This window comes from Haloterrigena gelatinilytica, assembly GCF_013342145.1.
In the GTDB taxonomy this organism is placed as follows: domain Archaea; phylum Halobacteriota; class Halobacteria; order Halobacteriales; family Natrialbaceae; genus Haloterrigena; species Haloterrigena gelatinilytica.
Genome location: NZ_JABUQZ010000002.1, coordinates 122,265 through 147,158, shown reverse-complemented (window position 1 = coordinate 147,158; position 24,894 = coordinate 122,265). Strand labels below are relative to the sequence as shown.

Genomic DNA, 24,894 nt, shown 5'->3' with positions numbered 1-24,894 from the left:
CTCAAAATAGCGACCGAAAGCGGTCAGTTCGACGGTCTGGGTCGATCCGCCGTCTCGACTTCCCGCCCGCGTTCGACGCCGGTCTCGACGGCCGACGTGATACGGTCGATCTGATCCGCGGAGAGTTCCGGGTGCATCGGTAGCGAGAGAACGCGTCCCGCGACTTCCTCCGTGACGGGGAGCGAACCCGGTTGGTAGCCGTACTCGTCGCGGTAGCTCTGCGTCAGATGAACGGCCGGCTCCCAGTAGATTTTCGACGAGATACCCCGGGAAGATAACGTGTCGATAACGACGTCTCGATCGACGCTTTCGTCGAAGGAAACGGTATAGAGCTGGTAGACGTGCCGGCCGCGACCGCCCGCCGTGTGGGGTTCGACGCCGTCGACGTCCGCGAGTCCCTCGGAGAGGCGCGTCGCGACGCGCCGTCGGTTCGCGATGTGGTCTTCGACCTTCTCGAGTTGGGAACAGCCGATGCTCGCGACGAGATCCGACATTCGGACGTTCGTTCCCAGGCTGACGTACTCGCCGCTATCGCTCGAGTCGAAGTAGTCCTCCGAGGCCCGACCGTGCGAGCGAAACCGGTCGAGTCGGCGAGCGACGTCGTCGTCGTCGGTGACGACGGCTCCGCCCTCGCCGGTCGGCAGGACCTTGTTCTGACAGAAACTCAGCGCGGCGGAGTCGCCGATCGTCCCCAGCGTGCGGCCGCGGTAATCGGATCCGAACGCCTCGGCGGCGTCCTCGATCAGCGCCACGTCTGCGTCGGCGGCGATATCCTCGAGCAGCCCGACCTCGCAGGGGGCGCCGTACGGATGGACGGGCACGATCGCGGCCGTATCGTCGGTTATCAGCGTCGCGGCGTGCTCCGGATCGATCCCGTACGTCTCCCGTTCGATGTCGGCGAATACCGGTCGCGCACCGACGAGTCGGACGGCGTTCGCCGTCGCGATGAACGTAAACGAGGGGACGATCACCTCGTCGCCCTCGCCGATTCCGTGTGCCGTCAGCGCGGCGACCAGCGCCGTCGTCCCGGAGTTGACCGTTATCGCGTGCTCGATGCCGAGGTACTCCTCGAGTCCGCGCTCGAACTCCTCGATGTACGGCCCGTTCGCCCAGTAGGAGCCACGAGTGAGCGAATCGACGGCGTTGGTCACGTCGTTTTCGTCCCACGGAATTTCGAATAACGGAATTTCGTCGCACATTACGTGATCGGTTCGCGGAAGAGCCGATTAAGTAGCCGTCCGCTACCGCGGCGAAGGCACTCGTTTCGAAAGTAGTGAGAGTCAATGGAAGTGAAAGTGATCGACTGCGGACGCCGACCCGCGTCGCCGGCGACGACCGTCGATCGCGTTCGGCTTTGCGCGTTGCGCGTTTACAGTTCGGAAGCCGGAACGACGACGACGGGCAACGACGACTCCTCGAGGAGGGCGCGAGCGGTCGTTCCGACGCCCGAGGTAGCGTCGGCGGTCACCTCGCGCGGCGTGATCAGGAGTTCGTCGGCCTCGGCGGTCGCCGCTTCCTCGAGCAGGCCCGCAGCCGGGTCGTCATCGTCCTCGCGAAGCTCCGTCCGGACCTCCCCGACGGTCGCCAGTCTGACGGGGGCGACGTTCAGCGCCTCCTGTGCGTCCCGACGGGCCGTCGCGTCGTCGGCCGACGCGACGGCGACGACCGTGACGGTGTCGTCGGCCGTCGCCCGCTCGTCGAGGTAGTCGCAGATCGCCGCCGTCGTGTGGACGGACGTCGTTCCGACGAGATAGTGCATATCGGATCTCTCGAGCGGCGGTCCAAAGAATCTGTGGAACCGCCGTCCGAGCCGTCAGCGACCGCGCTGCCAGCGGTCTCCGTCGACGAGTCGCCGACTAGCGAGGATTTTCCGACCCAGAAAACACGCTCGTATCACTATTAGTGGACAGCCGAAAGGAGTGACCGGGGCGGAGAACCCGATCCCGGCGGCACTCTCCCCGTCGAATCCGATCATCCCATCCCCATCGTCTAGCCCCACCCTGAACGTCAGGCCGGCCTTCCCCATCCGGGCCGGCCTGGCTCATCCGTCCCCTCTCCCCGCAGTTCGCTTCGGCCCACAGAGAATCGCGTTCCGACCGATTTCGGTCGCGTCGAACCCTTAATGCTGCCCGTACAGCGAGTACATGATCGCGACCAGTCCGACGAGTCTGCTGACGTTTTCGAGAAAGACCGTGACGACCTGATCCGCCTGTAACGCGGTCGTCACCGTCACGTTGATCAGAAACGGACAGAGGGTGAGAAAGAGCAGGCCGACGGCGAGATAGAACATCGACGACGCGTCGTTGCGACGGTAGCCGCGGTAGGCCTGGTACGCGATGAGCGTCCCGATCAGCGCGACGAGGAAGAGACTCGCGACGGTCAACAGTTCGAACAGGGGTGCTTGGTCGATTCGAACGACGTCCTGGCTCATCGCATCCCCTCCCACATGCGGGTGAACTTGTCGGCGACGTCCGCTTCGTCTTGGTAGGTGACCTCGAGTTCGAACTCGCCGTCACCGAGGGAGAGCTCCAGCGACTCGAGGTTCGCGCTGTAGACGCTGTAGTGATTGCCGTCGGGGGCGAGTTCGGTCTCCTCGGAGACGAGTTGACACTCTTCGAGACGATCGAGCCGTCGGTAGATCGTGGGCAGGGACGCATCACACCGTTCGCTCAGGGTACTAGCAGACATGGGTTCGATGCTCGTATGGGTGAGGATATCACGTGCGTACTCGTCGTCGAGCACGGCGAGCACCGTCGATAAATCGGTATCCTCACTCACTGCTACCTGTTCGTTTCCCTATTAGTATCAAAAGCGGTCCGATTTTTCTGACCGAGAAAATGCGCTTTCGAATTCATCATCGGAACGAGGAGGGATCCACGGGGATATCGATGCCGCCTCGAGCGTCGTGGTCGCAAGAATTATTCGTATATCGAAATGTGGTTTATCGTGTCGGGCGAAGCGAAACGATCGACGACGGGTTCGACCTCACCGCGTTTCGAGCCAGTGGAACAGTCGCTCGAGCAGGCGAGACTCCGCGTCGGTCGAGAACCGATGTCCCTCCGTCGCGAACGCCTCGAGGAGGACGTCCGTTTCCAGGGCGGCCGCGGCGTCGACGCTGTCGCCGACGGCGACGGAGTCGTCCTCGCGCCCGTGGAAGATCGCGACCGGAACCGAGAGGGAAGCGACGACGTCACCGAACGCGTACGACTCGAAATCGTCGAAGAACCGCTCGTCGATTCGGTCGCCGGTTTCGAACTCGTAGACGCCCTCGCGGTTCGCGTCTCGCTTCGCTCTCGCGGTTCCACCGCTCGTATTCTCGGGACCTTCGCGTTGCTCGGATCCCGCCGCTTGCCGACTCGAGGACTCGCGCTCGACGATCGCCCGATACTCGTCGAACGCGCGGTTGTACGTCACGGGCGCTCTCGTCGCGACGGCCGCGACCCGCTCGTCGTCGACGGCCGCGTGGAACGCGACCTTGCCGCCGAAACTCGAGCCGAAGAGGACGACCGACGGCGGCGCGAAGTAGTCGAGGACGGCGCGCAGATCCGCGAGTTTGTCGCTCAGCGTCTGTTCGACGAACCGTCCGTCGGAGTCCCCGCAGCCGCGGAAGTCGAATCGAACGGCATCGTACCCGTGCTCGACCGCCCGTCGACACCGACGCTCGTAGCTCCCGCTCTTGTCGCTCAGAAAGCCGTGACAGAAGACGATCCAGTCGTCGCCGGGGGCCTCGTGGTGGACGGCGGCGATCGTCTCCCCGTCGGCGACGGCGATCCGCTGTTCCGTTTCGGTCATCGATCCATATCAAGGCGGTCGCGACCGTATGCGTTGTCGTTCCGCGGCATCTGTGGTTCTCGATCGGGACGGGAGCGCCGTGGACCAATCATTTACTTCCATTCACCGTGATCTACCGTCTATGACCCGCACGACCTACCGCTGTACCTGCGGCGCCCTCCTCGAGTTCAAACAGGACCTCGAAAAGGAGCCGGGGATCGCGACGCCCAGCTGGAAGTGTACGGACTGCGGGACGCCCGTGCCGGGACAGATCGCCGAGAAGGTCAGACACCAGCATCCGTCCTGACCCGGACGGCCGAACCGATCGCGTCGGCGGACTCGAGACGGCGACGGGTACGGTATCGCAAGCACCGGCGATATACTGCCGTCTCGAATACCACTCGAAGACGACGATGGATTGTTCCCGCAGACGGACGCTCGAACTGGGTCTCGGCGCGGTCGGATCGATGGCGCTACTGGCCGGCTGTAGCGACAGCGGGCCTGGCGACGAGAACGAGACCGACACCGAGACCAACGAGAGCGACGGCGACGATAACGGTAACGCGAGCGACGACGAACAGGCCGAACACCCGGACGAGGTCGGCGACGACATGGAGGAGGAAGGCGAGCCGACGGGCTACGCTCCGGACGCCAACGAGAGCGAGGAGAACGATAGCGACGACGAAAACGCGACCGCTGGCCCGGAGCAAGACGACTGAGACGTCTCAGAGGTCGCGTTACGTCCGTTCGACACCGAGGTCGGAGTCGGACGCCGATTCGGACTCGAGCCGACGCCGACGCCGCTGCACGTGTCGCCACTGCGCGTAGCTGTAGTACAGCAGCGAGACCACCGCGAGCGCACCGAGCGCGACCGTCGACCCCAGCAGGACGACCAGCGGTTCGACGCCCGACTCGAGGGCGCTCCGGGAGAGTCGTTCGGGGACCTGTCGCTGAACGCTCGAGGGGCCGAGAACGACTATGTAGCAGAGCAGCGAGACGGTGCTAACGGCCCAGAGCGCGAGCGACGCGGCGGAGACGAGCCAACTGCGGCGGAGCGATGCATCGGTCATCGGCTTCTCGAGGTGTCACTGTACGGTCGGGACTCGAACGAATCGAACGGACTCGCCGGCGTAGTATCCGTCACGATAGTGCTATTCCGGAATACGCGTCGACCCGCTTAGCTCCCGACCTGAATCTGATCGGCAATTATCTGCTCCCGGGGAGTCCCGACCGCGAGTGGGGTTCGGAGAGCGCAATCCGGGAGCCTATCGGCATCTTCACTCCCGGTCGAACGCTTCCGTGTTATCGTCGGCCAGTTCACTCGCGTCGATGTGCGAGTACATCTCGCTGGTCGTCTGCGGGTCGGCGTGTCGGAGCGTCCGTTGGGCCTGTTCGTGACTCACGTTTCGATACAGGAACTCGCCGACACCTCGGCGGGCGCCGTGTAAGGTCAGATACTCGCCAGCCTCGAGATCGAGGCCCGGCACCTCCGCAACAGCGCTCAGTCGCTTCATGAGCGACCGGACGCCCTCAGTCGTAATCGACGTCGGTTCGACGCCGGCCTCGAGTGCGACCGTCCAGTGATGGCGGTCGGCGGTCCGCCGGTCGCGTTCGTCGCCGCCGAGGGCGTCGGCAATCCGGCGCGAGAGCGTCGGGACGTGCATCGAGGGAAACACCGGCCAGTCATCGCTCGGCGGGTCGTAGGCCTCATACCAGCGCTCGAGTGGGTCGGTCACTTGCTCCGGGAACTGCGCCGGTTCGGTGTCCTGATTCTTCCCGAGAATCCACGCCACTCCTTCCTCGAAATCGACGTGCGACCACCGCAGCCCGGTCCGTCGCGAGTCGTTCGGATCTTTCAGCACTTCGCCGCCGCGAACCCCGGAGTAAGCGATCGTCGCGACGAGTGCGCGGTCCCGCAGACGCTTATGGAGGATCGGCGTCGGGGCGATCGGATCCTGGTAGGCGCTGTCGACGCGGCGCCGGACGAAGTCCACGACCGTCTTTCGTTGCTCGGGTTGCCAGTACTGGCGGTCGTACTCGCCGCTCGAGGGGCGGTCGGGGAGACTCTCGCGAGCGACGGCTTTGTCGGCCGGGTTCTCCGCGAGATACTCGTGGCGAACGGCCCACGAGAGGAACGCCGAGACGTAGTCGTAGTACGTCCACGCGGTCGTCGCAGAGATCCCGCCATCGACGTTGTCGGAGTTACCGGCTTCGATCCGGCGGGCGAGATGCGCCGAGTACTGGTTCATCGTGCGCTTCGAGACGGCCTCGAGTGTCGCGACGTCTTTTCGGTCGCAGAAGTCGATCCACGCGCCGACGACGCGCTCGAAGTTCTGCCGATAGTTCGGCGAGGTGCCGGACTTCGATTCGAGGCACTCTGCAAGGGCGGTCTCGAGGGCCGTTCCGTCGGATGAAACCGCTGAATCGCTGGAGTCCATCAACTACGACCACCGTACGGCGGACCGAACAATAAGGATACTTGTGATTACTGGCCTAATCCAAAGTGGGGACTCTGTATCGGCCAAACTCTAGTATTCATCCACCTCAGACGTTCTTCGCCGGTATATCGATCAGACGTCGGTTCGATGAATCCCATACCGCTATATCGATTACTCCCTCCCGGTCACCGTCACGTCGCCCGTCTCCGTCCGTACCTCGAGTCGGTGCGTTCCCTGCCCGACGACGGCCTCGATCAGCGAATCGCCGGCCATCTCCGGCAGCGCCCCAACGTCGGAGACGGTGATCTCGCCCGAGTCGGTCGTGATGTCGAGCGTCAGATCGAGTTCGTCGGGGAGACGCAGTTCGACGTCGCCGGACGACGTCTCGATCGTCGCGTCCCGCTCGATATCCGGCAGCGTCGCCGTGACGTCGCCGGAGTCGGTCTCGAGGCGCTCGATCGACGTCGGATCGACGAGATCGAGCGCTCCGGCCTCGGTCGTCGCGGAGACGGTTCCGTCGACGGCTTCGGCGCGGACGTCTCCGGTTTCCGTGACCGCGACGAGATCGCCGCGGACGTCGCTGACGTCGATTTCGCCCGTCTTCGTATCGACGCTCTGAACCGCGAGGCGCTCGGGAACGGCGATGGAGAGGTCGAGAACCGGAAGGGGTCGGAGACCGAAGAGCGTCCGCGACTCGTCCCGCTCGACCGCCAGCTCGAGGCAGTCGCCGTCGGTGGTCGTCTCGAGCCCGATCGTCTCGAGGTCGTCCGGGCTGACGGCGGCCTTCCGGCCGTCGACGACGACCTCGTCTCGAGACGTCGGCCGAACGGTAACGTCGCCGATCGCCGTCGAGACGGCCACCGCGGAGAGGTCGGCCGCGGAACGCCGTTCGGTGACCGATTCCTCGACGTCGCGGCCGTCCGCGAGACAACCGGCCACCCCTGCGACGGTCCCGACAGCGATCCCGGCCAGGATCGACCGTCGTGACGTCGTGGGAGTCATAGTTCGACGTACTTCATCGCCAGATATAATGCCGATAGTCACCCGCGGAGACCGTTCCGCCGAACTGACAGTCAGCCGCACCGATCAGTCGTCGAATCCGGTCGATCCGCGGCTCGCCCCGTAGCTGATTATAGTCCTTCCCGACTGCCCAGTGCGCGACGTTGACACGGATACCGTCACGGTTTCGTATAAATCAGAAATATAAGATCTATTATTCGTATTTCGGGTCCGCCATCGTACGGATGTCCGATACCAACGGCGACGAGAGACGAACCGGCCACCCAGACACCTCGAGCTCCGCGCTCCGACGACGATCGTTTATCGCCGCCGCGGGAGCGACGGCGACCGGCATGGTCGGCGCCGCGAGTGCCGACCGCGGCCGCGGGAACGACGGCGATCGCGATCGGCCCGCCGGCGCCGACAATCGAGGGCGCAACCGATCGCGCGAACGCGGGTTCACCGATCGAACCGACGAGCCGGAGCTGATCGCCCACCGCGGATTCGCCGGCCTCTACCCCGAGAACACCGTCGGCGCCGTCGAGGCGTCGGCCCGCGGCATCCAGTCGCCGTACGCGCCGTCCCGCGGCGCGGACATGATCGAAATCGACGTCGTGCCGACCGCCGACGACGACGTCGTCGTCTTCCACGACGACCGGCTCGCCGAGCGCGACGGCGGCGAGCGCGGACTGACCGACACCGAGGGCGTCGTCTGGGAGACCGACACCGAGACCGTCACGAGCGCCGAGGTCCTCGAGAGCGGCGAGACCGTCCCCCGACTGCGCGAGACCCTCGCGGCGATCCCGTCCCACGTCGGCGTCAACGTCGAACTGAAGAACCCGGGCTCGTTCGACGTCCGATTCGCCGAGTCGCTCTCGAGCGAGGAGCTCGCGACGCAGAAAGAGATCTGGCAGCCGTTCGTCGCCGACGTGCTCGCGGTCGTCGACGACTTCGACCACGAGTACCTCTTCTCGTCGTTCTACGAGGCCGCGCTGGCGACGACCCGCGAGGCGTCGGACTACCCGGTCGCGCCGCTGCTCTGGGACTCCGTCGAGGCCGGCGTCGAAGTCGCCCGCCGGTACGAGGCCGAGGCGGTCCATCCGCCGTACGACATGATCCGCGGGACGCCGTTCTACGCCGACCAGCACTACGCGGCGGACGCCGGCTGGGACGAGATCGACCTCCTCGCGGTCGCCCACGAGGAGGGGCGGGACGTGAACGTCTTCACCCTCGAGACCTGGTACCAGGCCGAACAGTTGGCGGCGGCCGGCGTCGACGGGCTGATCAGCGACTACGCCGACGTGCGTCGCTTCGGCGCGACCAACTGACGGCGACGGACATCGGTCGACCCCGTGCGACCGAAACACAGATTTAGGACGCTGGCGCAGTATCGTACGAGTAGATGATCAGCGGCGGCGATCTCACGAGGCGGGTGCTGCGGGTGATCGAGTCGTGACCGACTCCGATTCCGACGCCGACGTCACCGTCGTCGACGCGGTCGACGCCTACCTCCAGCGGAAGGCGGTCGGCGACCCGGACGGCCCGGGCGCCGGCACCTACGCCTCGAACGCCGAATCGATCCTGCGCCGCTGGACCGACTGGCTCGAGGGCGAACACGGCGTCCGCTCGCTGTTCGCCCTCGAGGTCGAGCACATGCGATCGTACGCGGACGAGTTGCGGGCTCGAGCCGACCGCGGCGAGTACGCCGCCTCCACGGCCGGGACCTACTACGCGGTCGTCCGGGCCTTTCTCTCGTGGTGCGTCCGCGGCGGGATCTTGGAGACGAACCCGGCCGCGACCGATGCGGCCGAATCCGCCCTGCCGACCGCCGAGGAGCGACCCGACAGCGAGTTCTGGACGGCCGACCAGCGCCGCCGCCTCGAGACCCACGTCCGCGAGCGGGCCCTCGAGGCCGCGGCGGACGGGGTCGACCGCGACGAGCGCCGGAATCGGCTCCGGGAGTACGCGATGGTCGCCGTGCTCGCCCACTCGGGCGTCCGGGGCTCCGAACTGTTTCGGGTCCCGGACGACGAGCGACGCACCGGCGCCACCTGGGACGACGTCGACTTCTACACCGGGACGATCCGCGTGCTGGGCAAGTCCCAGCGGTTAGAGGACGTGCCGCTGCCGGCGCCGGCCCGGACGCCGCTGCGCCGGTACCGGGTCGTCCTCGATCCGCCCTCGAACGACTGGCCGCTGTTCCCGACCCGCCACGCGCCCTCGATCGCTCGGCGGGTCAGGGAGGTGCTGGCCGAGCGCGGCCGCGACGAGGCCCGGATCGAGTCGCTGCTCGACGAGCGAACGGCGACGCAACTCGCCCGCGAGCGGGCGATCGCCCCGCCGGCGATCACGACCGAGGGCGCCCGGTCGGTGCTCAAACGCCTCTGCGAAGCCGCCGACGTCGACGTCGACGGCGACTACCTGACCCCGCGGGGCGTCCGCGGCACCGGCACCGGCGACGGCGAGGACGCCGACTACCGGCGCGAGGCGACCGACGCGAAACCCGCGCTTCGCGCGTCGGTGCTCGAGCAGGCGATCGCCGTTCCGGAAGAGCAGCCGGTCGTGATCGACGTCGATCCGATCGACTCGAGCGAAGGAGACGAGCGGTCGGAAAATAACTGACTCGACTGTATTGACTTCTCTCTCGAGAACGGAGCGGTAGCTGCGGTGCCTCAGCCGAGGAGCACCAGGAGGACCACCGTCAGCACGACGGTCAGCAGGAGGACGGTGGTCCCGATGCTCGCCCGGAGGTGGATCGTCGACGGCCGCCCGCCGTCGGTCGGCTGGCGGTCCTCGACGTCGACACCGGGAAGGCGACGGGCGGCCGCGTCGACGGCCAGCACGGGGTTGTTACCGATCCAGTAGCAGCGCTTGACGAGGCCGACGGCCGCGGCGTCGACGATCCGGTAGAGTTCGGTCGTCGCGAGCATCGACCACCGACCGACGTAGTAGCCCGCGGGGAAGACGACCCGGGCCGGATCGCCCAGATCGAGCTTCGAGAGGGGCTTGCGGACGACGGCGAAGGTGACGAGCGCGACCGCCGTCAGGATCCCCGCCGTCTCGAGGTGACTCGGGCTGTAGGGGTGGAGTTCGCTCTCGCCGCCGCCGGGGTAGGCGAATTCGTAGTGGCCGCCGTGGACGTGGATCGTCGGCGCGAGGTCGGCCAGCCCCTGCCACCAGACGCCGAAGAGGAGACAGGCGCCGCCCAGCCCGAGCATGGCGATCGTCTGGCCGGGCTTGGCGTCGGGCACCGAGATGTCGCTCTCGCCGTGGAGGAAGACGTAGTAGCCGAGTTTGATGAACGACAGGAGCGTCCCGATCGCGCCGAGCCAGAGCAGCCAGTACAGCGCCTCGAACTCGTGGACCCCGTAGTAGTGCGGGTCGGCCGCGTCGAAGAGCATCCCCTTGCTGATGTAGCCGTTGAAGCCGGGGATCGCGGTGATCGAGAGCGCGCCGAGGGCGAATCCGATCGCCGTCAGGGGCATCTCGCGCCAGAGCCCGCCGAGTTTGTAGAGGTCCTCCTCGCCGGTCCGGAAGATGACGACGCCGACGGCCATGAACAGCAGGCTCTTGAACAGGATGTTGTTGAACAGGTGGCTCATCGCCCCGGCGGTGGCGATCTCGGTTTCGACCATCCAGGCGCCCATCCCGATCCCGGCGACGATGTAGCCCAACTGGGCCTGGATGTGGTAGGACAGCAGCGCCCGCATGTCGTGTTGCAACAGGGCGAACGTCGCCCCGTAGACGGACATCAGCCCGCCCATGTACGCGATGTAGATCCCGAGATCGCTCTCGGCGCCGATGGGGAACGCCCGGTAGAGGACGAAGGCGCTCGTCTTCGTGGTGTAGACCGAGAGGAACACCGACGCCGCGAAGTGCGGTCGGGGGTAGGTGTCGGGCAGCCACGTGTGGAGGCCGATGAAGCCGACGTTGACGCCCATGCCGAGCACCGCGAGCATCGCCGGCAGTCCGGACGCGATCCCGGTGCCGTCGTAGACGAACGTCCCGGCCTCGACGTAGTGGGCGGCGACGGCCAGCAGCACGATCACGCCGCCGGTGCCGTGAAAGAGCGCGTAGCGGAAGCCGGCCCGGACGGCGTCGCCGCCGTAGTGCCAGACGACCAGCGTGCTCGTGACGGCCATCAGCTCCCACATGAACACGAGCACGAGCCAGTCGCCCGCGAACGCGGCCCCCAGCGAGGAGGCGACGTACGTCAGTGCGATCGCGACGAGCTCGCGACTGGCGCCGCTCGAGTAGGCGTAGATGACCGAACAGATCCCGAGGAAGCCCAGCCCGATCCCGATCATCTGGGAGAAGCCGTCGACGTGGAAGGCGACGACGTCGAACCCGAGGAAGGTGCCCGTCAGGTACTCGCCGCCGGGCGCGTACACCGAGATCGCCAACACGCCCGCGAGGCTCAGCGCGCCGGCGGCGAAGCCGGCGATCCGGGGCAGTACGAGCACGAGCAGCGCCGCCGCGAACACCAGCAGCGGCGGGTAGGCCATCGTCAGGAGATCGCTTTCGATCATTCGGACATCACCTCCAGGGCCTCCTCGAGGGACAGGCCCTGCAGTTGGTCGAAGGAGTCGACGCCGAAGACGCCCTCCACGATGTGCGTGATCAGGTCGAGGAAGACGGCGTGGTCGGGGACGACGCCGAGGACGACCGCGCCGGTCGCGATGATCGCGATCGGCGCCAGCATGAGCCACGTGCTCTCGCCGAGGGGCGAGTGACGCGGCCAGCCGCCGGCCGGCGGCCCGCCGGTGAGGTGGTCGTCGTGGTCGCCGTGGTGGTCGACGGCGCTGACGTGATCTCCCGCCGGAACGTCGGCGTCGCTCGGGTACCTATCGACGGCGTAGTCGTAATCGTCGTCTTCGACGTCGGCGTCCGTGGCGTCCGAGTCGTCCGTTCCCGCCGGGGCCGGATTCGATTCCGCGGCGTCCGATTCGGACTCGGATTTCGACCCGGAGCGATCGGCCGACGAGGAGCCGCCGTCCGCGGCGACGTGTTCCTTCTGTCCCTCGGCGCCGGCGCCATAGGACTCGAAGATCCCGCCGCGCGGGAACTCGAGGACCGGTTTGGCGTCGTGGCGGTCCTCGCTCTCGAAGAAGGCCGTGTAGACGACCGGCCAGAAGTAGGCGATGTTGAGCACGCCCGAGAGGAGCAGCGTGCCGGCGAAGATCCAGTACTCGCCGCCCATGTAGCCGGAGCCGATCAGCATGTAGAACTTGCTGACGAAGCCGGCGATCGGCGGCAGGCCGGCCATCCCGGCCGCGCCGATCGTGAACGCCGACAGCGTTAGCGGCATCCGCTTACCGATCCCGGCCATGTCGCTGATGTAGTCGGTGTGCGTCTCGACGTGGATCGCCCCCGCACAGAAGAACAGGGTGAGCTTCGCGAACGCGTGGGCGGGGATGTGGAACAAGGCGCCGACCATCGCGTAGGGGTGTAACATCGAGAGCCCGAGCACGATGTAGGACAGCTGTGCGGTCGTCGAGTACGCCAGCCGGCGCTTGAGGTGGTCCTTGCGCATCGCGATGATAGAGGCCGCGGTCAGCGTGAACGCGGCGACGATCGCGACGGGGATGTTGAGCCCGACCTCGCCGATCCCCGGAACGTCGAGGGGCAGGTCGTGGATCAGTCCCGGGCCGTAGACGTCGAGGATGACCCGCGCGACGCCGAAGGCGCCGGACTTGACGACCGCGACCGCGTGGAGCAGCCCGGAGACCGGCGTCGGCGCGACCATCGCGTCCGCGAGCCACGAATGGAGGGGCATCAGCGCCGCCTTGACGCCGAAGCCGGCGATCAGCAGGAAGAACGCGGCCTGCGCGAAGCCGGGTTCGGCTTGCGCGGCCGTCGCGAGCGCCTCCATCCCGCCGGACTCGAAGGCCAGCGTCGGATCGCCGTTGACCGACGCGGTCAGCCAGTAGACCATCACGGTCCCGGCCAGCAGGAAGACCCCGCCGCCGAAGAACGTGTAGGTGAGGTACTTCCGGCCGGCGATCCGGGCCTCGTCGTCCTCGTTGTGTGCGACCAGCGGGTAGGTTACGAGCGACAGCAACTCGTAGAAGACGAAGATCGTCACCAGGTTCGCCGCGAAGGCGATCCCGACCGCGGCCGAGAGGCTCGCCGCGAACGAGGCGAAGAAGCGTGTCTGGGCGTGCTCGTCGAGCCCGCGCATGTAGCCCGCCGCGTAGAAGGACGTGAAGATCCAGAGGAAACTCGCCAGCAAGGCGAAGAGGATTCCCAGCGGATCCGCCCGCAGCGCGAAGTCGACGCCCGGGAGGAACCGGAGTCCCGTACTCTCGTAGAGGCTCCACCGGTAGACGGTGCCGGACATGACCGCGGGGAGCATGCTGGCGACGATTCCGAACTTGCCGAGCGCGGCCAGTACGGACCAGCCCTCGCGGAGATTCGGACGGCGATGCGACGCGACAATCAGGACGATCGCGACCGCCGACACCAACACGGCGGCGAGCGGTCGTAGGTCTGCAACCATTAGTTGAACACCTCCGTGAGGAACGGCTCGAGGAAGTCGGCGAACGCGCCGCCTGCGAAGCCGAGCGCGACCGCGACGAGCGCCGCGACGACGACCACCGCGACCATCCCGCTCGAGACCGGATCCGGCGATCGGCCGGGGCCGTCACGGCCGGGTCCGCCGGTGGGGTCGTACGAGACGCCCGCCGCGAGCGGGGTCTCGACCGCGCCGTCGTCGGACGCACGGTCCTCGCGGCCCTCGGCGGCGCTCTCGTCGCCGCCGTCGGAGCCGCGCTCACCGTCGGATTGCTCACCGCCGTCGGTCGCGACCGTACTCGGACCGTGGCCGCGGGCGGACGCGGCCCCGGCGGCCGGCGTGAAGTACATTTTCTCGAGCAGGCGGGCGGCGTAGGCTAAGGTGAGCATTGTACTGAGGAAGATGACGGCCGCGACGGGCCACAGCTCGGCCTCGACGGCGCCGAGCGCGATGTACCACTTGCCGACGAAGCCGACGGCCGGCGGGACGCCGACCAGCGCGAACAGGAGGACGGCCATGGCGCCGGCGACGACCGGCCGCCGCTTGGCGAGGCCGGCGTACTCGTCGACGGTGCGGGCGCCGTAGCTCGTCGCGACGATCGCCGCCGACAGGAAGAGGCCGGCCTTGAGGATTCCGTGTCCGACCAGGTGGATCGCGGCGCCGGTAAACGCCGTCTCGGAACCGCCGGCGATGACGACGCCGTAGGCGGCGATCACCAGGCCGAACTGCGAGACCGACGAGTAGGCGAGCATCCGCTTGACCTCGCGCTGGATCACGGCCAGGACGGTCCCGGCGAGGACGCTCACGCAGCCGACGGTGAGGACGATCGAGGCCGCCCGCGGCATCGAGGCGAGGTAGTCGACCTCGAAGACGGTGACGATCAGCCGCCCGAACGCGTACGCGGAGGCCGTCGAGACCAGCGCCGCGATCAGCGGCGTCGCTCCGTCGGGGGCCTGCTCGTAGGCGCTCGGTTGCCACGTGTGCAGCGGCCACTGGGCGACCTTGGTCGCGAAGCCGACCACGATGAACGCGAACCCGGCCTGAATTAGGGTCTGGCGTTCCGCGTTCGGGATCGCCTCGGCCAACTCGACCATGTTGAGCGTCCCCGTCGCCATGAAGACGAAGGCGACGCCGATCAGGTACATCGACGCGGCGACGGTTCCCAGGATGAGATACTTCAGGGCGGCGACCGCCGATTCCGGGCCGTCGCCGCTGGCGACGAGCGCGTAGGTCGCGAGGCTCGAGATCTCGAGGAAGACGAACAGGTTGAAGACGTCGCCGGTCAGCGAGATGCCGAGCAGTCCGCCGACCAGCAGCAGGTAGGCGGTGTAGAACGTGTTCCCGCGCGGGCCCCCGCGTCGCGTGTACGCGAGGACGCCGGTGGCCACCCCAGTCACGAGCAGGACGATCAGAATCGAGAACTGGTCGGCGACGAGTTGGATCCCGTAGGTTCGGGGATAGCCGCCGAGGGTGTGGGTCACTCTGCCGCCGGCGTGGACGGCGCTCGCGAGGTAACCGGCGGCGGCGAACAGCGCGCCCGTCGTGATCGCGGCGACGGACCACCCGGTGCGGTCGAACCGCAGGCCGAGCGCGATCGGGAGCGTCGCCGCGAGGATCGGGGCGACGATCAACAGCGGCGGGAGCAGGTCGACGAGACTGCTATTCATCGGCACGCACCTCCCGCAGGGTATCCTCGCGGAGCGTTCCGTACTCCGAATAGATGCGGATGATCAGCGCCAGCCCGACCGCCGTCAGCGCGATGCCGACGACGATGGCGGTCAGGACGATGACCTGGGGCAGCGGGCTCGCGACCATGACCTCCCCGGGCTCGCCGTGGTGGGGTACGATCGGCGCCGACGCGCCGTCGGCGTCGATGTAGGCCATCGAGACGAAAAACAGGAAGATCGCCGTCTGGAAGAGGTTCACCCCGATCAGCTTCTTCACGAGGTTCTCGCTGGCGATCGCCATGTAGATCCCGATGCCCAGCAGGACGAACATCAGCACGTACGTGTAGCGGCTCGCGAGCAGATCAATCATCGTCGCTCACCTCGCTGTCGGCCGATCCGCGACGGTCCTCGAGCCCGCCGGTTCCGCTGGGCCGTTCGGGCGTGAACCCGGCCGCCATCGCGAAGAAGAGGGTGATGATGGTCCCCGAGACGATCAGCGAGATGCCGGCGATCTCGACGGCCTCGAGCCCCCACTTGGGCTTGATGTGGAAGACCTCTTTGAGCATGGTGAACTCGAGGAAGTCCCCGCCGAGGGCGACCATCCCGAGGCCGATCGCGCCGAAGATGACGACGCCGCCGGTGACGAGGCCGACCAGCAGGGAGTTTCGCAGCCACTGGCGCGTGGGTTCGATCCCGAAGGCGAACGCGAGCATGAGGATCGTGACGCCGACGATGGTTCCGCCCTGGAAGCCGCCACCGGGGGCGTCGCCCCCGTGGAAGGTCATGAACAGCCCGTAGGTGAGCGTAAACGGTGCGATGATCTTGACGGCGGTCATGATCACCTGACTCTCGGTGTAGGTATCGTCGAAGGATTCGGGCATTTAGGCGAACACCTCGCGTTTCAGAACCACCAGCGTCGAGACGCCGGCGGCGAAGACGACGACCGCCTCGCCGAAGGTGTCGAACCCACGGTAGGCGGCGAGGACGGACGTGACCGCGTTCTCGACGCCGGTCTGTTCGTAGGTCTCCGTGATGTAGTGTTGGGTCACCTCGGGGTTCGACCAGACCGGCGTTTCCAGGCTCCCGACGGGGTACATCTCGGGGAGCACGACGGTACAGAGCACGAGTACGAACGCGCCGACGGCGACGACCCCCGGCACGTGGATCCGCTCCGTGAGCCGGTCGGTCGTGGGCCGGGTCGTGCGCGCGATCGTCAGTAGTAGCAGGAGCGTCGTCACGCCGGCGCCGATCGCGGCCTCGGTCATGGCGACGTCGGGTGCCAGCAGGAACGTATAGAGGATGGCCATCCCGAGGCTGTAGGCGCCGAAGACGATGATCACCGACAGCACGTCGCGGAACAGCGCCGTCGCGACGGCCGTCACGAGGATGAAGACCGCGAGGGAGTAGGCGAACAGGCTCATCGCGTCTCACCCTCCGTTTCGGCGGCGACCTCGGCGTCGTCCGCTCCCCCCTCCTCGGCGAGGACGGGTTCGACGTCCGACTCCGCCGCGGAGCGGGCGATGGCGTGGGCCGCCGTCGGGTTCGTGATGAACACGAAAAACAGCAGCAGGACGGCGTAGACCGCCGCGTGCTGCCAGCCGAACGCGAGCGCGACGCCGGCCAGCGCGAAGCCGGCGCCGAGCGTGTCCGTCTGGGAGGCGGTGTGGGCCCGGGCGTAGATGTCCGGGAGCCGGAGGACGCCGACCGTCGAGACGAGCGTGAAGAACACGCCCAGTCCGAGACAGAGGACGATCGCCCAGAACCGGACGGTCTCGAGGGTCGACTGGAGCGCGATCGGCTCGATCACAGCACACCACCCCGGTCGACGGTGAACTTCGAGATGGCGATCGACATCAGGAAGTTCAGCAGCGCGTAGATCAGCGCCACGTCGAGGAACCACGACTGGTCGAGCCCCGCCGCAAGCAGGGCGAGGATGACGACCGTGTTCGTCCCGAGGACGTTGACCGCCAGCAGCCGGTCCTGCGTGGTCGGACCGACGACCGCGCGGTAGAACAGCACGATCGCGAGGACGACGAACAGCGCCGCCGAAACGAGGAAGACGTCCTCGAGCGGAACGGGCGTCACAGTTCGTCACCTCCGACGATCTCGGCGTCGTCGCGTTCGTTCGGCGACGGGATCGCCGCCGACTCGCGGCCGTAGAAGACGAATCGGATCGCCTTCTCGAGGCCGCCGTCGAAGAGATCCTCGCGAGCCGACGGGATCAGCGTGTGGACCAGCAGCTGCTGGTCGTTGGCCCGGACCGTCAGCGTCCCCGGCGTCAGCGTGATGCTGTTGGCCAGCGCGAGCAGCGGGAGACCGCTGCGGACTCGCGCGTTAACCCGGGTCAGCGTCGGCTCGATCGGCATCGACGGCCGGAGGATCACGGCCGAGACGGCGATGTTCGCCTTGACGATCTCCCAGAGCAGATACGGGATGTAGAAGACGAACCGGACGGCCCGCAGCGGCGACTGGACCCTGTCTAGGGGCACCGAGAAGGTGACGTGGGCCAGCGAGACCGAGACGATGCCGGCGACCGCCGCGCCGGTGAGGAGATCGAACCAGTAGAACGGATCCCCGAGGACGAGATAGAAGCCGAAGGAGATCCAGAACGTCGCGAACAGGCGATCGAACCCGTCGCGGGACAGGACGAGGCGACCGTGGCGGGCCGCCCGCTCGACCGGCGCCTCGTCGTAGGGCATGTCGACGCGCTCGAGTTCCCGCTCTAGGGGCTGGAGCATCGACGCGGTAACGCCCGGACTGTACTCCGGATCGAGCACGAGCCGGTCGATCCCGTGATCGTCGGCGTACGTTCGGAAGATCTCGGCGTAGTCCCGGGGACCGAAGAGATACTCGTCGGTCCCGAGGACGGCCGTTTCGATCGTCACGTCGGCCCCGCCGGCGTCCTCCTCGACCCAGTTTTCCGCCCGCTCGAGCAGCTCCTCGGCTTCGGCGTTCAGCCGCTTTCCTTCGGGCAGGTCGACGTCGTATGGGAGCGCGATGACCAGATGGCACTCGAGCGAGTCAGCCGTCTCGAGGCCCGACTGGATCGCATAGCCGACCGTCTGCCGGACGGTCACCGTGTCCGACAGCGGTACGAGTACGCGTTCAGCCGCCACGGCACATCACTCCCGGTGACCGTCGATGGATATTCATGAGACTCGTCGTTAGTCGAGTCAAGCGTCACCTGTAGGAAAACGATTTCGTTATCTGCCAGACTGCCGGACGATTTGCTTGATTTTCACGGGGAGTTCACGACGAACGGCCGCGTTTTCACTCGCGGCGATGACGCCGGTCAAACGGCGGAGAACCGTCAGACCGATACTTTTACAACCACACTTGTTCTATTGCAAATCGAATTTCATGACGGCAACGAACGAGACAGTTCACGGTCGGATCGAGACCGCACGCACCGAACTGACGCCGATGCAGGTCGCGACGGGGCTGCTGTTCGCGGCGGCGATCGCGTTCGCGTTGCTCTTCCTCCAGGAGCCCCTCGTCCACGACGCGATGCACAACTTCCGCCACGGGGCCGGCATCGTCTGTCACTGAGCGATGCTCGTCGATTACCTGCAACGCGGCGTCCTCGCGGGGGTCGTCGCGGGCCTCGCCTACGGGCTGTACGTCGCGTTCGTCGCGAACCCCCTCACCGAGTACGTCCACGACGCCGGCCACGACCACGCCGGACACGGTCACGGCCACGGCCACGGCGCCGGCGATCACAGCCACGCACAGGAGGGCGCCGAACACGTCGTCTCCGAGACGACGACGGCCCTCGTCAGCGTCGGCAGCGGCGTCCTCTGGGCGATCCTGCTCGGCGGGCTCTTCGCCGTCGCGCTGTACCTCTTCGAACCGGCGCTTCCCGGCCGCGACGGACTCGAGTCGTACGTCCTGGCGGGCGCCGGGTTCCTGACCGTCTCGGCGACGCCGTGGTTGGTCGTTCCGCCCGCGGCGCCGGGCGCCGACCACCTCTACGGCATCGACGCGAGAATCGGCATCTACGTCGGTCTCGTCGTTCTCGGTGCGGCGGTCTCGGCGGCGGCGATCCTCGCGTACGGGCGAGCGGCGCCGCGGCATCCGGCGCTCGGCGCGCTCGCCGCCGCGGTACCGATCGTCGCGACTGCGGTCGTTCTCCCCGCGGTTACGCCGACGGTCGTCACCCAGCCCGACGTCGCCGGCGAACTCGTCATGGCGTACCAGGCGCTGGCCGCGCTGAGTCAGGCTGCGATCTGGGTACTGATCGCGGGCGCGTTCAACCGACTCCAGCGACGGGCCGACCCCACTGTCGACGCCGCGGACGCGGACTCACACGACCAGTTGACGGCGAGCCCCTGAGTACAAATGCAACGTCAAACTGACCGACAGCGCGACCGGCTCGCCGCGCAGGTGTTCGTCTGTACGAACGACCGCGACGCCGACTACGCCTGCTGTGCAGACGCCGGCGGCGAGGAGACGCTCGAGGCGGTCAAATCGTGGCTGCGCGATCGAAACGCGTTCTGGAACCCGATCTCGGTGATCGAGACCGGCTGCCTGGGACTGTGCAGCGAGGACGGGACCGCCATCGCGATCCAACCGCGCGACGAGTGGTACTCGGACGTCCGGCCGGCGGAGGTGCCCGATCTGCTCGAGAGCGAGTTCGGTCCCGACGCCGAACGGGTCGGGGCGGCGTATCACCGACGGCGAGAGGCGAACGACTCCGACGCTGCGTGACTCTCCGTCTCGAATCGCGTCCGTTCTCGATTTTCCTGTCTTCTTTCGAGTACACACCGAGCGTGCCACGGTCCCGCGAGACGATGGATTCGCCGGCGGTCGGGACTACGTACGTCCGACTGGTAGACGGGAGAGAGATGGCTGACTCACCGGACGATACCGAGAGCGCACGGAACGGCGACGAATCGACCGAGAAGCGACTCGTTTCGGGCTGGCACGGTCGCTACTACGAGGATTTCGCGGTCGGCGATATCTACAAGCATCCGTTCGGCCGGACCGTCACCGAGACGGACAACGTCTGGATGACCAACGTCACGATGAACCTCAACCCGATGCACTTCAACGAGGCCTACGCGTCCGAAACGGAGTTCGGCGAGCGCCTCGTCGACGGCACGTTCGTCATCGCGCTGGCGGTCGGGATGAGCGTCATCGACGTCTCCGTGAACGCGACGGCGAACCTCGGCTACGACGATATCCGACACCACGAACCGGTCTTCCACGGCGATACACTCTTCGCCGAAAGCGAGGTGTTGAGCAAGCGGGAACTCGAGTCCCGCGACCACGTCGGCATCGTCGAGACCGAGCTCAGGGCGTACAACCAGCGCGACGATCTGGTGTTGAGCTTGGAGCGGACGCCGATGGTGTTGAAACGCGAACACGCCGAGCCGTCCGCGGCGGCGCCGCCGGGCTGGCCCGACGGAATCGGACTCCAGCCCGAGGACCTGTAGCGGCGGGGCGAGTCGCGGAAAGCGGAACCCGCGTAGCCCCCTAAACGTCTCGGATTCGGTTAGAGAAGGATGGCCGCGATCTCCTCGGAGCCACAGGACGAACACCACGCGTCGTCCTTCGAGAGCGTGAGTCCGCAGCGGCGGCATTCGTAGTGAACGGTCGTTCGCTCGCCGGCGTCGCGAAGGCCGCCGATGCGGTCGAATAGTTCGTCTAGTACGGTCATTCGTTACTGTCATCGAATCCTGACGGTCGGGCCGGCATATATTTTGTGAAGAATGTATTTGTTATTAGTCTAGAACTAGACAGATGGTCATTTTCTATCCGTAAGACTCGTTTGATACGAATATTGAACCGGGACGTATTCGGGAAACGGTGACCAGGTGGCTTCGAGAACGGGAAGCCGCCCCGACTGAGGGACCGAGTCTCGAGGCGTGCGGTCACGGCCAACCTTCATTCGCGTTCGCGTCGACCGGGCGTCCATGACCGACGCTGACAGCGCGCCCGACGTCGTCCTCGTCGACGGCGCGCGAACGCCCCACGGAACGCTGCTCGGATCGCTCGCGGACGTCGAGGCGGTCGAACTCGGTCGGACGGCCGTCGACGGCCTCGTAGAGCGCGTCGACGTCGACGACGCCGCAATCGATTGGGTCGGACTCGGCAACGCCATCCAGGCCGGCATCGGACAGGTTCCGGGACGGCAGGTCGTCGTCGAGTCGGGGCTTCCCAACGAGACGCGGGCGACGACGATCAACGAAGCCTCGGGCTCCGGGATGAGCGCGATCGGACTCGCGGCCGATCGGATCGCGGCCGACCGCGCCGACCTGGCGATCGCGGGCGGCTTCGAGTCGATGACGAACGCGCCGTGGATCCTCCCCGACTACCGGACAGGGCGCCGGTACGGCGACGTCGAGATCAAGGACTCGATGCTCCTCGATTCGCTCTGGGACGTCAACCTGGACGTCCACATGGGCGAGATCACGGAGGGACTGGTCGACCGCGAGGGAATCTCGAGAGAAGCCCAAGACGAGTACGCCCTCGAGAGCCACCGATGGGCCGCCGACGCGATCGATTCGGGCGCGTTCGACGACGAGATCGTGCCCGTCGAGACGGGCGGCGAGACCGTCGCCGAGGATCAGGGGCCGCGGCCGGACTCGAGCCTGTCGGATCTCGCCGAGTTGCCGACGTCGTTCCGCGAGGACGGCACCATCACGCCCGGCAACGCCTCGAAGCTCAGCGACGGCGCGGGCACGGTGTTGCTGGCCGACGAGGAGACCGTCGACGATCGGGACCTCGAGCCGCTGGCCCGACTCGTTGACTACGCGACCGCCTACCGCGATCCCGACCGGTTCAACGAAGCCGTCGGCGACGTCGTGGAACGGCTCCTCGAGCGCAACGAGCTCGCGGTCGAGGACGTCGACGCCTACTGGATCAACGAGGCCTTCGCCGCGCAGGCGGTGTACGTCATGGACCGCGTCGGGATTCCGCGAGAGCGGATGAACCCGCAGGGCGGCGCGGTCGCGTTCGGCCACCCGATCGGCGCCTCCGGCGGGATGCTGGCGGCCAGCCTCGCCTACCAGCTCCGGGACGACCCCGACGTCGACCGCGGTTTCGTCGGGATGAGCATCGGTGGCGGCGGCGCGATCATGGGGCTGCTCGAGAGCTACTGACCGGATCGATCGCCACTACCGCGCTCTCGGGCGTGAAACGTGAGACCGGATCGAGCTCCACTCGAGGTCTCGAGCGGACGCTGATAGCGCTGAAGCGGGGCCACTCCGAGTCGTCGGCCGCGCAGCCGCCGGGGTGGCTCGAAAGGGTCGGGACGCAGCCGGAGGACTATAGACTTCGATAGAGGTGAAACAGAAGAAATCCCGCTTTTCGAGGATAAAGGTCTACGATCAGAATATTACCTGTATACACATCGAATAAGGAAATATTTTCAATATAGAGTATGCAGTAATCATATGGATGAGAGCGAACAAGATGAAGCCGGTCGAATAACGTCGAGCAATGAATCACAGCAGAGAACAGATGATTCTGAGCTGTACTCGGCGCCGGAAGACCAGAACTCGGAAGCGGGAACATCTCAAACCGCAACGAGTAACACGCAGCGTACGATTCGAGAAATGCTCGACGGAGAGGGAAACAGCTCCGTGTTCGTTAATCGCGATCTCGTCGAACCGGAAACGATCATCGACGAGGAACGAATCGTCGGTCGGGACGATCAACTCGAGTCAGTCGTGTCGTTCTTGCGACCGGCGCTTCAGGGAAATCGACCACCGAATATGCTCCTCTATGGTCCGGCAGGGACGGGAAAGTCGCTGATAATTAACGCTGTTACGCAGCAAATCACCGACTTGTGCAAATCTAACGGGTTATCTTCGGTGTTATCGACATTAACTGCCAAGCGATTAATACGCTCGATCAAGCGGTATACGAACTCGTGAAGACTGTCGCGACTGATGTCGGTACCGAGATCGGCGTTCCCGAAACGGGTGTCTCAACCCAGCGGAAGTATCGTCGCCTCTACGAACTGATCAACGATCACTACGATTCGGTCATTTTCATTCTCGACGAAATCGATCTCCTTGTCGGACGGCCGGACCACGTTGAACCAGCCTATTCGAGGCTACTCTACCAATTGTCTCGAGCGAGTAGCACGAACGATATCGAAGGTCGAGTATCAGTCGCAGCGCTGACGAACGATCCGCGCTTCATGGAGAATATCGACGGTCGAGCGGAGAGTTCGTTCAATCCTCGAGACGTCTACTTTCCCGATTACGATGCGAATCAACTGCGTCAGATACTCACGAATCGCCGCGACGCGTTTCGACCTGATGCACTCTCCGACGACGTAATCCCGCTCGTCGCAGCGTTTGCGGCACAGAGCCACGGCGATGCTCGCAAGGCCATCGATCTGTTTCGCGGAGCCGGCGATCTCGCAGATGAGCGCGGCGACGAGGAGGTTACTGAAGTCCACGTTCGTGATTCCCAAGAGGAGATCGACAAAGATCGGTCGATGAAACTCATCGACGGTCTCACTACTCAGAAAAAGGTCTCGCTGTACGCAACAGCAGCGGTCGCTCAGTACTCGAATCGGTCGAGTAGCTCCGTACCGAGTCCAGTCGGGTTCACGGTCTACCAGTGGCTGACTGACGAACTCGATACTGATCAAATGACTCGAGAGACGTACGTCAAATACGTCAAGGAACTCTCGACGTATGGCCTCGTTGCAACGACCCGCAAGAGTAGGGGTCGGGGCCGCGGTATGTATATGGAATTCACGTTCACCGGAGACCCAGCGGGAGTACTAGACCGACTCAGTGAGGATTCTCGAATTGCGAACGTCGCGGATTATGATGAACCGATTCAGACGATTGTTATTACGCAACTTAGAGAGTTCCACGATAACTGATTTCCACTCAACCAGTCATCCCCCGTTATCGGAGTGTAACTGCTCTCGAATTCAGACCGAAGGTAGAGTCACTTCGATGGACGGGATTTGATCCTTTTGGCGCTCGCTCTCCTTCAGCCCCTCCCCCCGTTATCGAAGTGTAAATCCGGCACAGGTCGGATCGTTAGGCGTCATGTGGGGAGTCGCTTCAGGTAGCAGTGAGTTCAGTTGAAAGGATCTCGAGCTAAAGAAGAGCAGTAAAGAGGGGTATAGGAATATCTCACACGGGACGAAAACCATATCACTAACCTACATTACTTGTGACTATATTACAGATACATTTTCTGTCACACTATAATAAATTCTTCTGTATTCAAACCACACTGAACAGTTGAGTTGCCTCGCAGATTCGTCTCCTTGAGGCGGTATCTCTCTGTATGAGTCCATTGATCGATCGACGGTTTACACTTCGATAACGGGGGGAGGGAGTAGTGAATTGCTGAAACGGCGGTGGGCCCCTTTCCTCACAGTACGAGAGTGACAACGGATCAACAAGGGACAGAGAACAACGGACACGGTGGTGTAGGTGTGTCCGTCTATTATATATAAACGACAGAGCTCCGGACACGGTGGTCTTATAAATATCGCGTGATACATCGGCTTACACGCTACCCGTCT

The 24,894-nt window shown here is 65.5% G+C and carries 27 protein-coding genes and 1 pseudogene; 10 read left to right on the top strand and 18 right to left on the bottom strand.

Features of this window, described 5'->3' with window-relative positions; translation table 11 throughout:
• Positions 1-23: 23 nt before the first annotated feature.
• The 5 genes from HTZ84_RS21915 to HTZ84_RS21895 form a co-directional block, all read right to left on the bottom strand.
• Complete coding sequence (locus HTZ84_RS21915; protein WP_174682765.1) at positions 24-1,199, bottom strand: DegT/DnrJ/EryC1/StrS family aminotransferase; 1,176 nt, start codon at positions 1,197-1,199, stop codon at positions 24-26.
• 170 nt (positions 1,200-1,369) lie between these two features.
• Positions 1,370-1,759: a universal stress protein UspA gene (locus HTZ84_RS21910; RefSeq protein WP_174682764.1), complete on the bottom strand. Its 390-nt coding sequence runs from the start codon at positions 1,757-1,759 to the stop codon at positions 1,370-1,372.
• A gap of 360 nt (positions 1,760-2,119) precedes the next feature.
• Positions 2,120-2,431 (bottom strand): DUF7521 family protein, encoded by a 312-nt coding sequence (locus HTZ84_RS21905; protein ID WP_008895525.1) that lies wholly within the window; start codon positions 2,429-2,431, stop codon positions 2,120-2,122.
• Positions 2,428-2,778, bottom strand: a complete 351-nt coding sequence (locus HTZ84_RS21900) for an ArsR/SmtB family transcription factor (RefSeq protein WP_174682763.1) — start codon at positions 2,776-2,778, stop codon at positions 2,428-2,430. Before HTZ84_RS21900 ends, HTZ84_RS21905 begins: the two co-directional genes overlap by 4 nt.
• Before the next feature lie 207 nt (positions 2,779-2,985).
• Positions 2,986-3,792 (bottom strand): alpha/beta hydrolase family protein, encoded by an 807-nt coding sequence (locus tag HTZ84_RS21895; protein ID WP_174682762.1) that lies wholly within the window; start codon positions 3,790-3,792, stop codon positions 2,986-2,988.
• 121 nt (positions 3,793-3,913) lie between these two features.
• Here HTZ84_RS21895 and HTZ84_RS21890 point away from each other — a divergent pair, with 121 nt between their 5' ends.
• Together HTZ84_RS21890 and HTZ84_RS21885 are read left to right on the top strand one after the other, a co-directional pair.
• A complete protein-coding gene (locus HTZ84_RS21890; protein WP_008895522.1) occupies positions 3,914-4,078 on the top strand; it encodes a hypothetical protein in 165 nt (54 codons plus the stop codon).
• A 106-nt stretch (positions 4,079-4,184) separates the two neighbouring features.
• Positions 4,185-4,490, top strand: coding sequence for a hypothetical protein (locus tag HTZ84_RS21885; protein ID WP_174682761.1), 306 nt, complete (start codon positions 4,185-4,187; stop codon positions 4,488-4,490).
• A gap of 18 nt (positions 4,491-4,508) precedes the next feature.
• Here HTZ84_RS21885 and HTZ84_RS21880 read toward each other — a convergent pair whose 3' ends face one another.
• The 3 genes from HTZ84_RS21880 to HTZ84_RS21870 all read right to left on the bottom strand — a co-directional run bounded on the left by HTZ84_RS21880 (position 4,509) and on the right by HTZ84_RS21870 (position 7,211).
• A complete protein-coding gene (locus HTZ84_RS21880) occupies positions 4,509-4,841 on the bottom strand; it encodes a hypothetical protein (protein WP_174682760.1) in 333 nt (110 codons plus the stop codon).
• 207 nt (positions 4,842-5,048) lie between these two features.
• The gene (locus HTZ84_RS21875) at positions 5,049-6,209 is read right to left on the bottom strand and encodes a tyrosine-type recombinase/integrase (protein ID WP_174682759.1); all 1,161 of its coding nucleotides are present in this window, start codon (positions 6,207-6,209) and stop codon (positions 5,049-5,051) included.
• A 171-nt stretch (positions 6,210-6,380) separates the two neighbouring features.
• Positions 6,381-7,211, bottom strand: a complete 831-nt coding sequence (locus HTZ84_RS21870) for a DUF4097 family beta strand repeat-containing protein (RefSeq protein WP_174682758.1) — start codon at positions 7,209-7,211, stop codon at positions 6,381-6,383.
• Positions 7,212-7,453: 242 nt separating this feature from the next.
• Here HTZ84_RS21870 and HTZ84_RS21865 point away from each other — a divergent pair, with 242 nt between their 5' ends.
• Positions 7,454-8,536: a glycerophosphodiester phosphodiesterase gene (locus tag HTZ84_RS21865; RefSeq protein ID WP_174682757.1), complete on the top strand. Its 1,083-nt coding sequence runs from the start codon at positions 7,454-7,456 to the stop codon at positions 8,534-8,536.
• A 124-nt stretch (positions 8,537-8,660) separates the two neighbouring features.
• Positions 8,661-9,830 carry a tyrosine-type recombinase/integrase gene (locus tag HTZ84_RS21860; RefSeq protein ID WP_174682756.1) on the top strand — a complete coding sequence of 390 codons (1,170 nt, stop codon included), beginning with the start codon at positions 8,661-8,663 and terminating at the stop codon, positions 9,828-9,830.
• Between the two features lie 50 nt (positions 9,831-9,880).
• Here HTZ84_RS21860 and HTZ84_RS21855 read toward each other — a convergent pair whose 3' ends face one another.
• Genes HTZ84_RS21855 through HTZ84_RS21815 form a run of 9 tightly spaced genes read right to left on the bottom strand, consistent with a single transcriptional unit; the run spans position 9,881 to position 18,505 of the window.
• Positions 9,881-11,737, bottom strand: coding sequence for a Na(+)/H(+) antiporter subunit D (locus tag HTZ84_RS21855; protein ID WP_217468450.1), 1,857 nt, complete (start codon positions 11,735-11,737; stop codon positions 9,881-9,883).
• A complete protein-coding gene (locus HTZ84_RS21850; protein ID WP_174682755.1) occupies positions 11,734-13,707 on the bottom strand; it encodes a proton-conducting transporter transmembrane domain-containing protein in 1,974 nt (657 codons plus the stop codon). The genes HTZ84_RS21855 and HTZ84_RS21850 overlap by 4 nt, the downstream gene beginning before the upstream one ends.
• On the bottom strand, positions 13,707-15,389 hold the full coding sequence (locus HTZ84_RS21845) for a monovalent cation/H+ antiporter subunit D family protein (protein ID WP_174682754.1): 1,683 nt from the start codon (positions 15,387-15,389) through the stop codon (positions 13,707-13,709). Before HTZ84_RS21845 ends, HTZ84_RS21850 begins: the two co-directional genes overlap by 1 nt.
• Entirely contained in the window at positions 15,382-15,759 is a 378-nt protein-coding gene (locus tag HTZ84_RS21840) for a cation:proton antiporter subunit C (RefSeq protein WP_174682753.1), read from the bottom strand. Before HTZ84_RS21840 ends, HTZ84_RS21845 begins: the two co-directional genes overlap by 8 nt.
• The gene (locus HTZ84_RS21835) at positions 15,752-16,270 is read right to left on the bottom strand and encodes an MnhB domain-containing protein (RefSeq protein ID WP_174682752.1); all 519 of its coding nucleotides are present in this window, start codon (positions 16,268-16,270) and stop codon (positions 15,752-15,754) included. The genes HTZ84_RS21840 and HTZ84_RS21835 overlap by 8 nt, the downstream gene beginning before the upstream one ends.
• Positions 16,271-16,810 (bottom strand): DUF4040 domain-containing protein, encoded by a 540-nt coding sequence (locus tag HTZ84_RS21830; RefSeq protein ID WP_174682751.1) that lies wholly within the window; start codon positions 16,808-16,810, stop codon positions 16,271-16,273.
• Positions 16,807-17,196, bottom strand: coding sequence for a monovalent cation/H(+) antiporter subunit G (gene mnhG, locus HTZ84_RS21825; RefSeq protein WP_174682750.1), 390 nt, complete (start codon positions 17,194-17,196; stop codon positions 16,807-16,809). Before mnhG ends, HTZ84_RS21830 begins: the two co-directional genes overlap by 4 nt.
• The gene (locus HTZ84_RS21820) at positions 17,193-17,474 is read right to left on the bottom strand and encodes a cation:proton antiporter (protein WP_174682749.1); all 282 of its coding nucleotides are present in this window, start codon (positions 17,472-17,474) and stop codon (positions 17,193-17,195) included. The genes mnhG and HTZ84_RS21820 overlap by 4 nt, the downstream gene beginning before the upstream one ends.
• On the bottom strand, positions 17,471-18,505 hold the full coding sequence (locus tag HTZ84_RS21815; protein ID WP_174682748.1) for a monovalent cation/H+ antiporter subunit E: 1,035 nt from the start codon (positions 18,503-18,505) through the stop codon (positions 17,471-17,473). Before HTZ84_RS21815 ends, HTZ84_RS21820 begins: the two co-directional genes overlap by 4 nt.
• A 244-nt stretch (positions 18,506-18,749) precedes the next feature.
• Here HTZ84_RS21815 and HTZ84_RS21810 point away from each other — a divergent pair, with 244 nt between their 5' ends.
• From HTZ84_RS21810 to HTZ84_RS21795, 4 genes are all read left to right on the top strand, one after another.
• Positions 18,750-18,938 carry a CbtB domain-containing protein gene (locus HTZ84_RS21810; protein WP_174682747.1) on the top strand — a complete coding sequence of 63 codons (189 nt, stop codon included), beginning with the start codon at positions 18,750-18,752 and terminating at the stop codon, positions 18,936-18,938.
• A 3-nt stretch (positions 18,939-18,941) separates the two neighbouring features.
• Entirely contained in the window at positions 18,942-19,721 is a 780-nt protein-coding gene (locus tag HTZ84_RS21805) for a CbtA family protein (protein ID WP_174682746.1), read from the top strand.
• Positions 19,722-19,727: 6 nt separating this feature from the next.
• Positions 19,728-20,096, top strand: coding sequence for a (2Fe-2S) ferredoxin domain-containing protein (locus tag HTZ84_RS21800; protein ID WP_174682745.1), 369 nt, complete (start codon positions 19,728-19,730; stop codon positions 20,094-20,096).
• A gap of 137 nt (positions 20,097-20,233) precedes the next feature.
• The gene (locus HTZ84_RS21795) at positions 20,234-20,824 is read left to right on the top strand and encodes a MaoC family dehydratase (RefSeq protein ID WP_174682744.1); all 591 of its coding nucleotides are present in this window, start codon (positions 20,234-20,236) and stop codon (positions 20,822-20,824) included.
• 59 nt (positions 20,825-20,883) lie between these two features.
• Here the strand turns inward: HTZ84_RS21795 and HTZ84_RS21790 are convergent, their stop codons facing one another.
• A complete protein-coding gene (locus HTZ84_RS21790) occupies positions 20,884-21,048 on the bottom strand; it encodes a hypothetical protein (RefSeq protein WP_174682743.1) in 165 nt (54 codons plus the stop codon).
• A gap of 256 nt (positions 21,049-21,304) precedes the next feature.
• On the opposite strand from HTZ84_RS21790, the gene HTZ84_RS21785 reads away from it, so the two are divergent.
• Both HTZ84_RS21785 and HTZ84_RS21780 read left to right on the top strand, forming a co-directional pair.
• Positions 21,305-22,492: a thiolase family protein gene (locus HTZ84_RS21785; protein WP_174682742.1), complete on the top strand. Its 1,188-nt coding sequence runs from the start codon at positions 21,305-21,307 to the stop codon at positions 22,490-22,492.
• Positions 22,493-22,948: 456 nt separating this feature from the next.
• A pseudogene (locus HTZ84_RS21780) lies at positions 22,949-24,237 on the top strand (orc1/cdc6 family replication initiation protein).
• Positions 24,238-24,894: the final 657 nt, after the last annotated feature.

Coding starts and splice junctions, on each gene's coding strand:
- HTZ84_RS21910 (WP_174682764.1), bottom strand. CDS start 1,759: ATGCACTATCTCGTCGGAACGACGTCCGTCCACACGACGGCGGCGATC.
- HTZ84_RS21890 (WP_008895522.1), top strand. CDS start 3,914: ATGACCCGCACGACCTACCGCTGTACCTGCGGCGCCCTCCTCGAGTTC.
- HTZ84_RS21865 (WP_174682757.1), top strand. CDS start 7,454: ATGTCCGATACCAACGGCGACGAGAGACGAACCGGCCACCCAGACACC.
- HTZ84_RS21800 (WP_174682745.1), top strand. CDS start 19,728: ATGCAACGTCAAACTGACCGACAGCGCGACCGGCTCGCCGCGCAGGTG.
- HTZ84_RS21880 (WP_174682760.1), bottom strand. CDS start 4,841: ATGACCGATGCATCGCTCCGCCGCAGTTGGCTCGTCTCCGCCGCGTCG.
- HTZ84_RS21840 (WP_174682753.1), bottom strand. CDS start 15,759: ATGATTGATCTGCTCGCGAGCCGCTACACGTACGTGCTGATGTTCGTC.
- HTZ84_RS21850 (WP_174682755.1), bottom strand. CDS start 13,707: ATGGTTGCAGACCTACGACCGCTCGCCGCCGTGTTGGTGTCGGCGGTC.
- HTZ84_RS21810 (WP_174682747.1), top strand. CDS start 18,750: ATGACGGCAACGAACGAGACAGTTCACGGTCGGATCGAGACCGCACGC.
- HTZ84_RS21795 (WP_174682744.1), top strand. CDS start 20,234: ATGGCTGACTCACCGGACGATACCGAGAGCGCACGGAACGGCGACGAA.
- HTZ84_RS21830 (WP_174682751.1), bottom strand. CDS start 16,810: ATGAGCCTGTTCGCCTACTCCCTCGCGGTCTTCATCCTCGTGACGGCC.
- HTZ84_RS21805 (WP_174682746.1), top strand. CDS start 18,942: ATGCTCGTCGATTACCTGCAACGCGGCGTCCTCGCGGGGGTCGTCGCG.
- HTZ84_RS21885 (WP_174682761.1), top strand. CDS start 4,185: ATGGATTGTTCCCGCAGACGGACGCTCGAACTGGGTCTCGGCGCGGTC.
- HTZ84_RS21785 (WP_174682742.1), top strand. CDS start 21,305: ATGACCGACGCTGACAGCGCGCCCGACGTCGTCCTCGTCGACGGCGCG.
- HTZ84_RS21895 (WP_174682762.1), bottom strand. CDS start 3,792: ATGACCGAAACGGAACAGCGGATCGCCGTCGCCGACGGGGAGACGATC.
- HTZ84_RS21855 (WP_217468450.1), bottom strand. CDS start 11,737: ATGATCGAAAGCGATCTCCTGACGATGGCCTACCCGCCGCTGCTGGTG.
- HTZ84_RS21875 (WP_174682759.1), bottom strand. CDS start 6,209: ATGGACTCCAGCGATTCAGCGGTTTCATCCGACGGAACGGCCCTCGAG.
- HTZ84_RS21790 (WP_174682743.1), bottom strand. CDS start 21,048: ATGACCGTACTAGACGAACTATTCGACCGCATCGGCGGCCTTCGCGAC.
- HTZ84_RS21905 (WP_008895525.1), bottom strand. CDS start 2,431: ATGAGCCAGGACGTCGTTCGAATCGACCAAGCACCCCTGTTCGAACTG.
- HTZ84_RS21915 (WP_174682765.1), bottom strand. CDS start 1,199: ATGTGCGACGAAATTCCGTTATTCGAAATTCCGTGGGACGAAAACGAC.
- HTZ84_RS21870 (WP_174682758.1), bottom strand. CDS start 7,211: ATGACTCCCACGACGTCACGACGGTCGATCCTGGCCGGGATCGCTGTC.
- HTZ84_RS21835 (WP_174682752.1), bottom strand. CDS start 16,270: ATGCCCGAATCCTTCGACGATACCTACACCGAGAGTCAGGTGATCATG.
- HTZ84_RS21845 (WP_174682754.1), bottom strand. CDS start 15,389: ATGAATAGCAGTCTCGTCGACCTGCTCCCGCCGCTGTTGATCGTCGCC.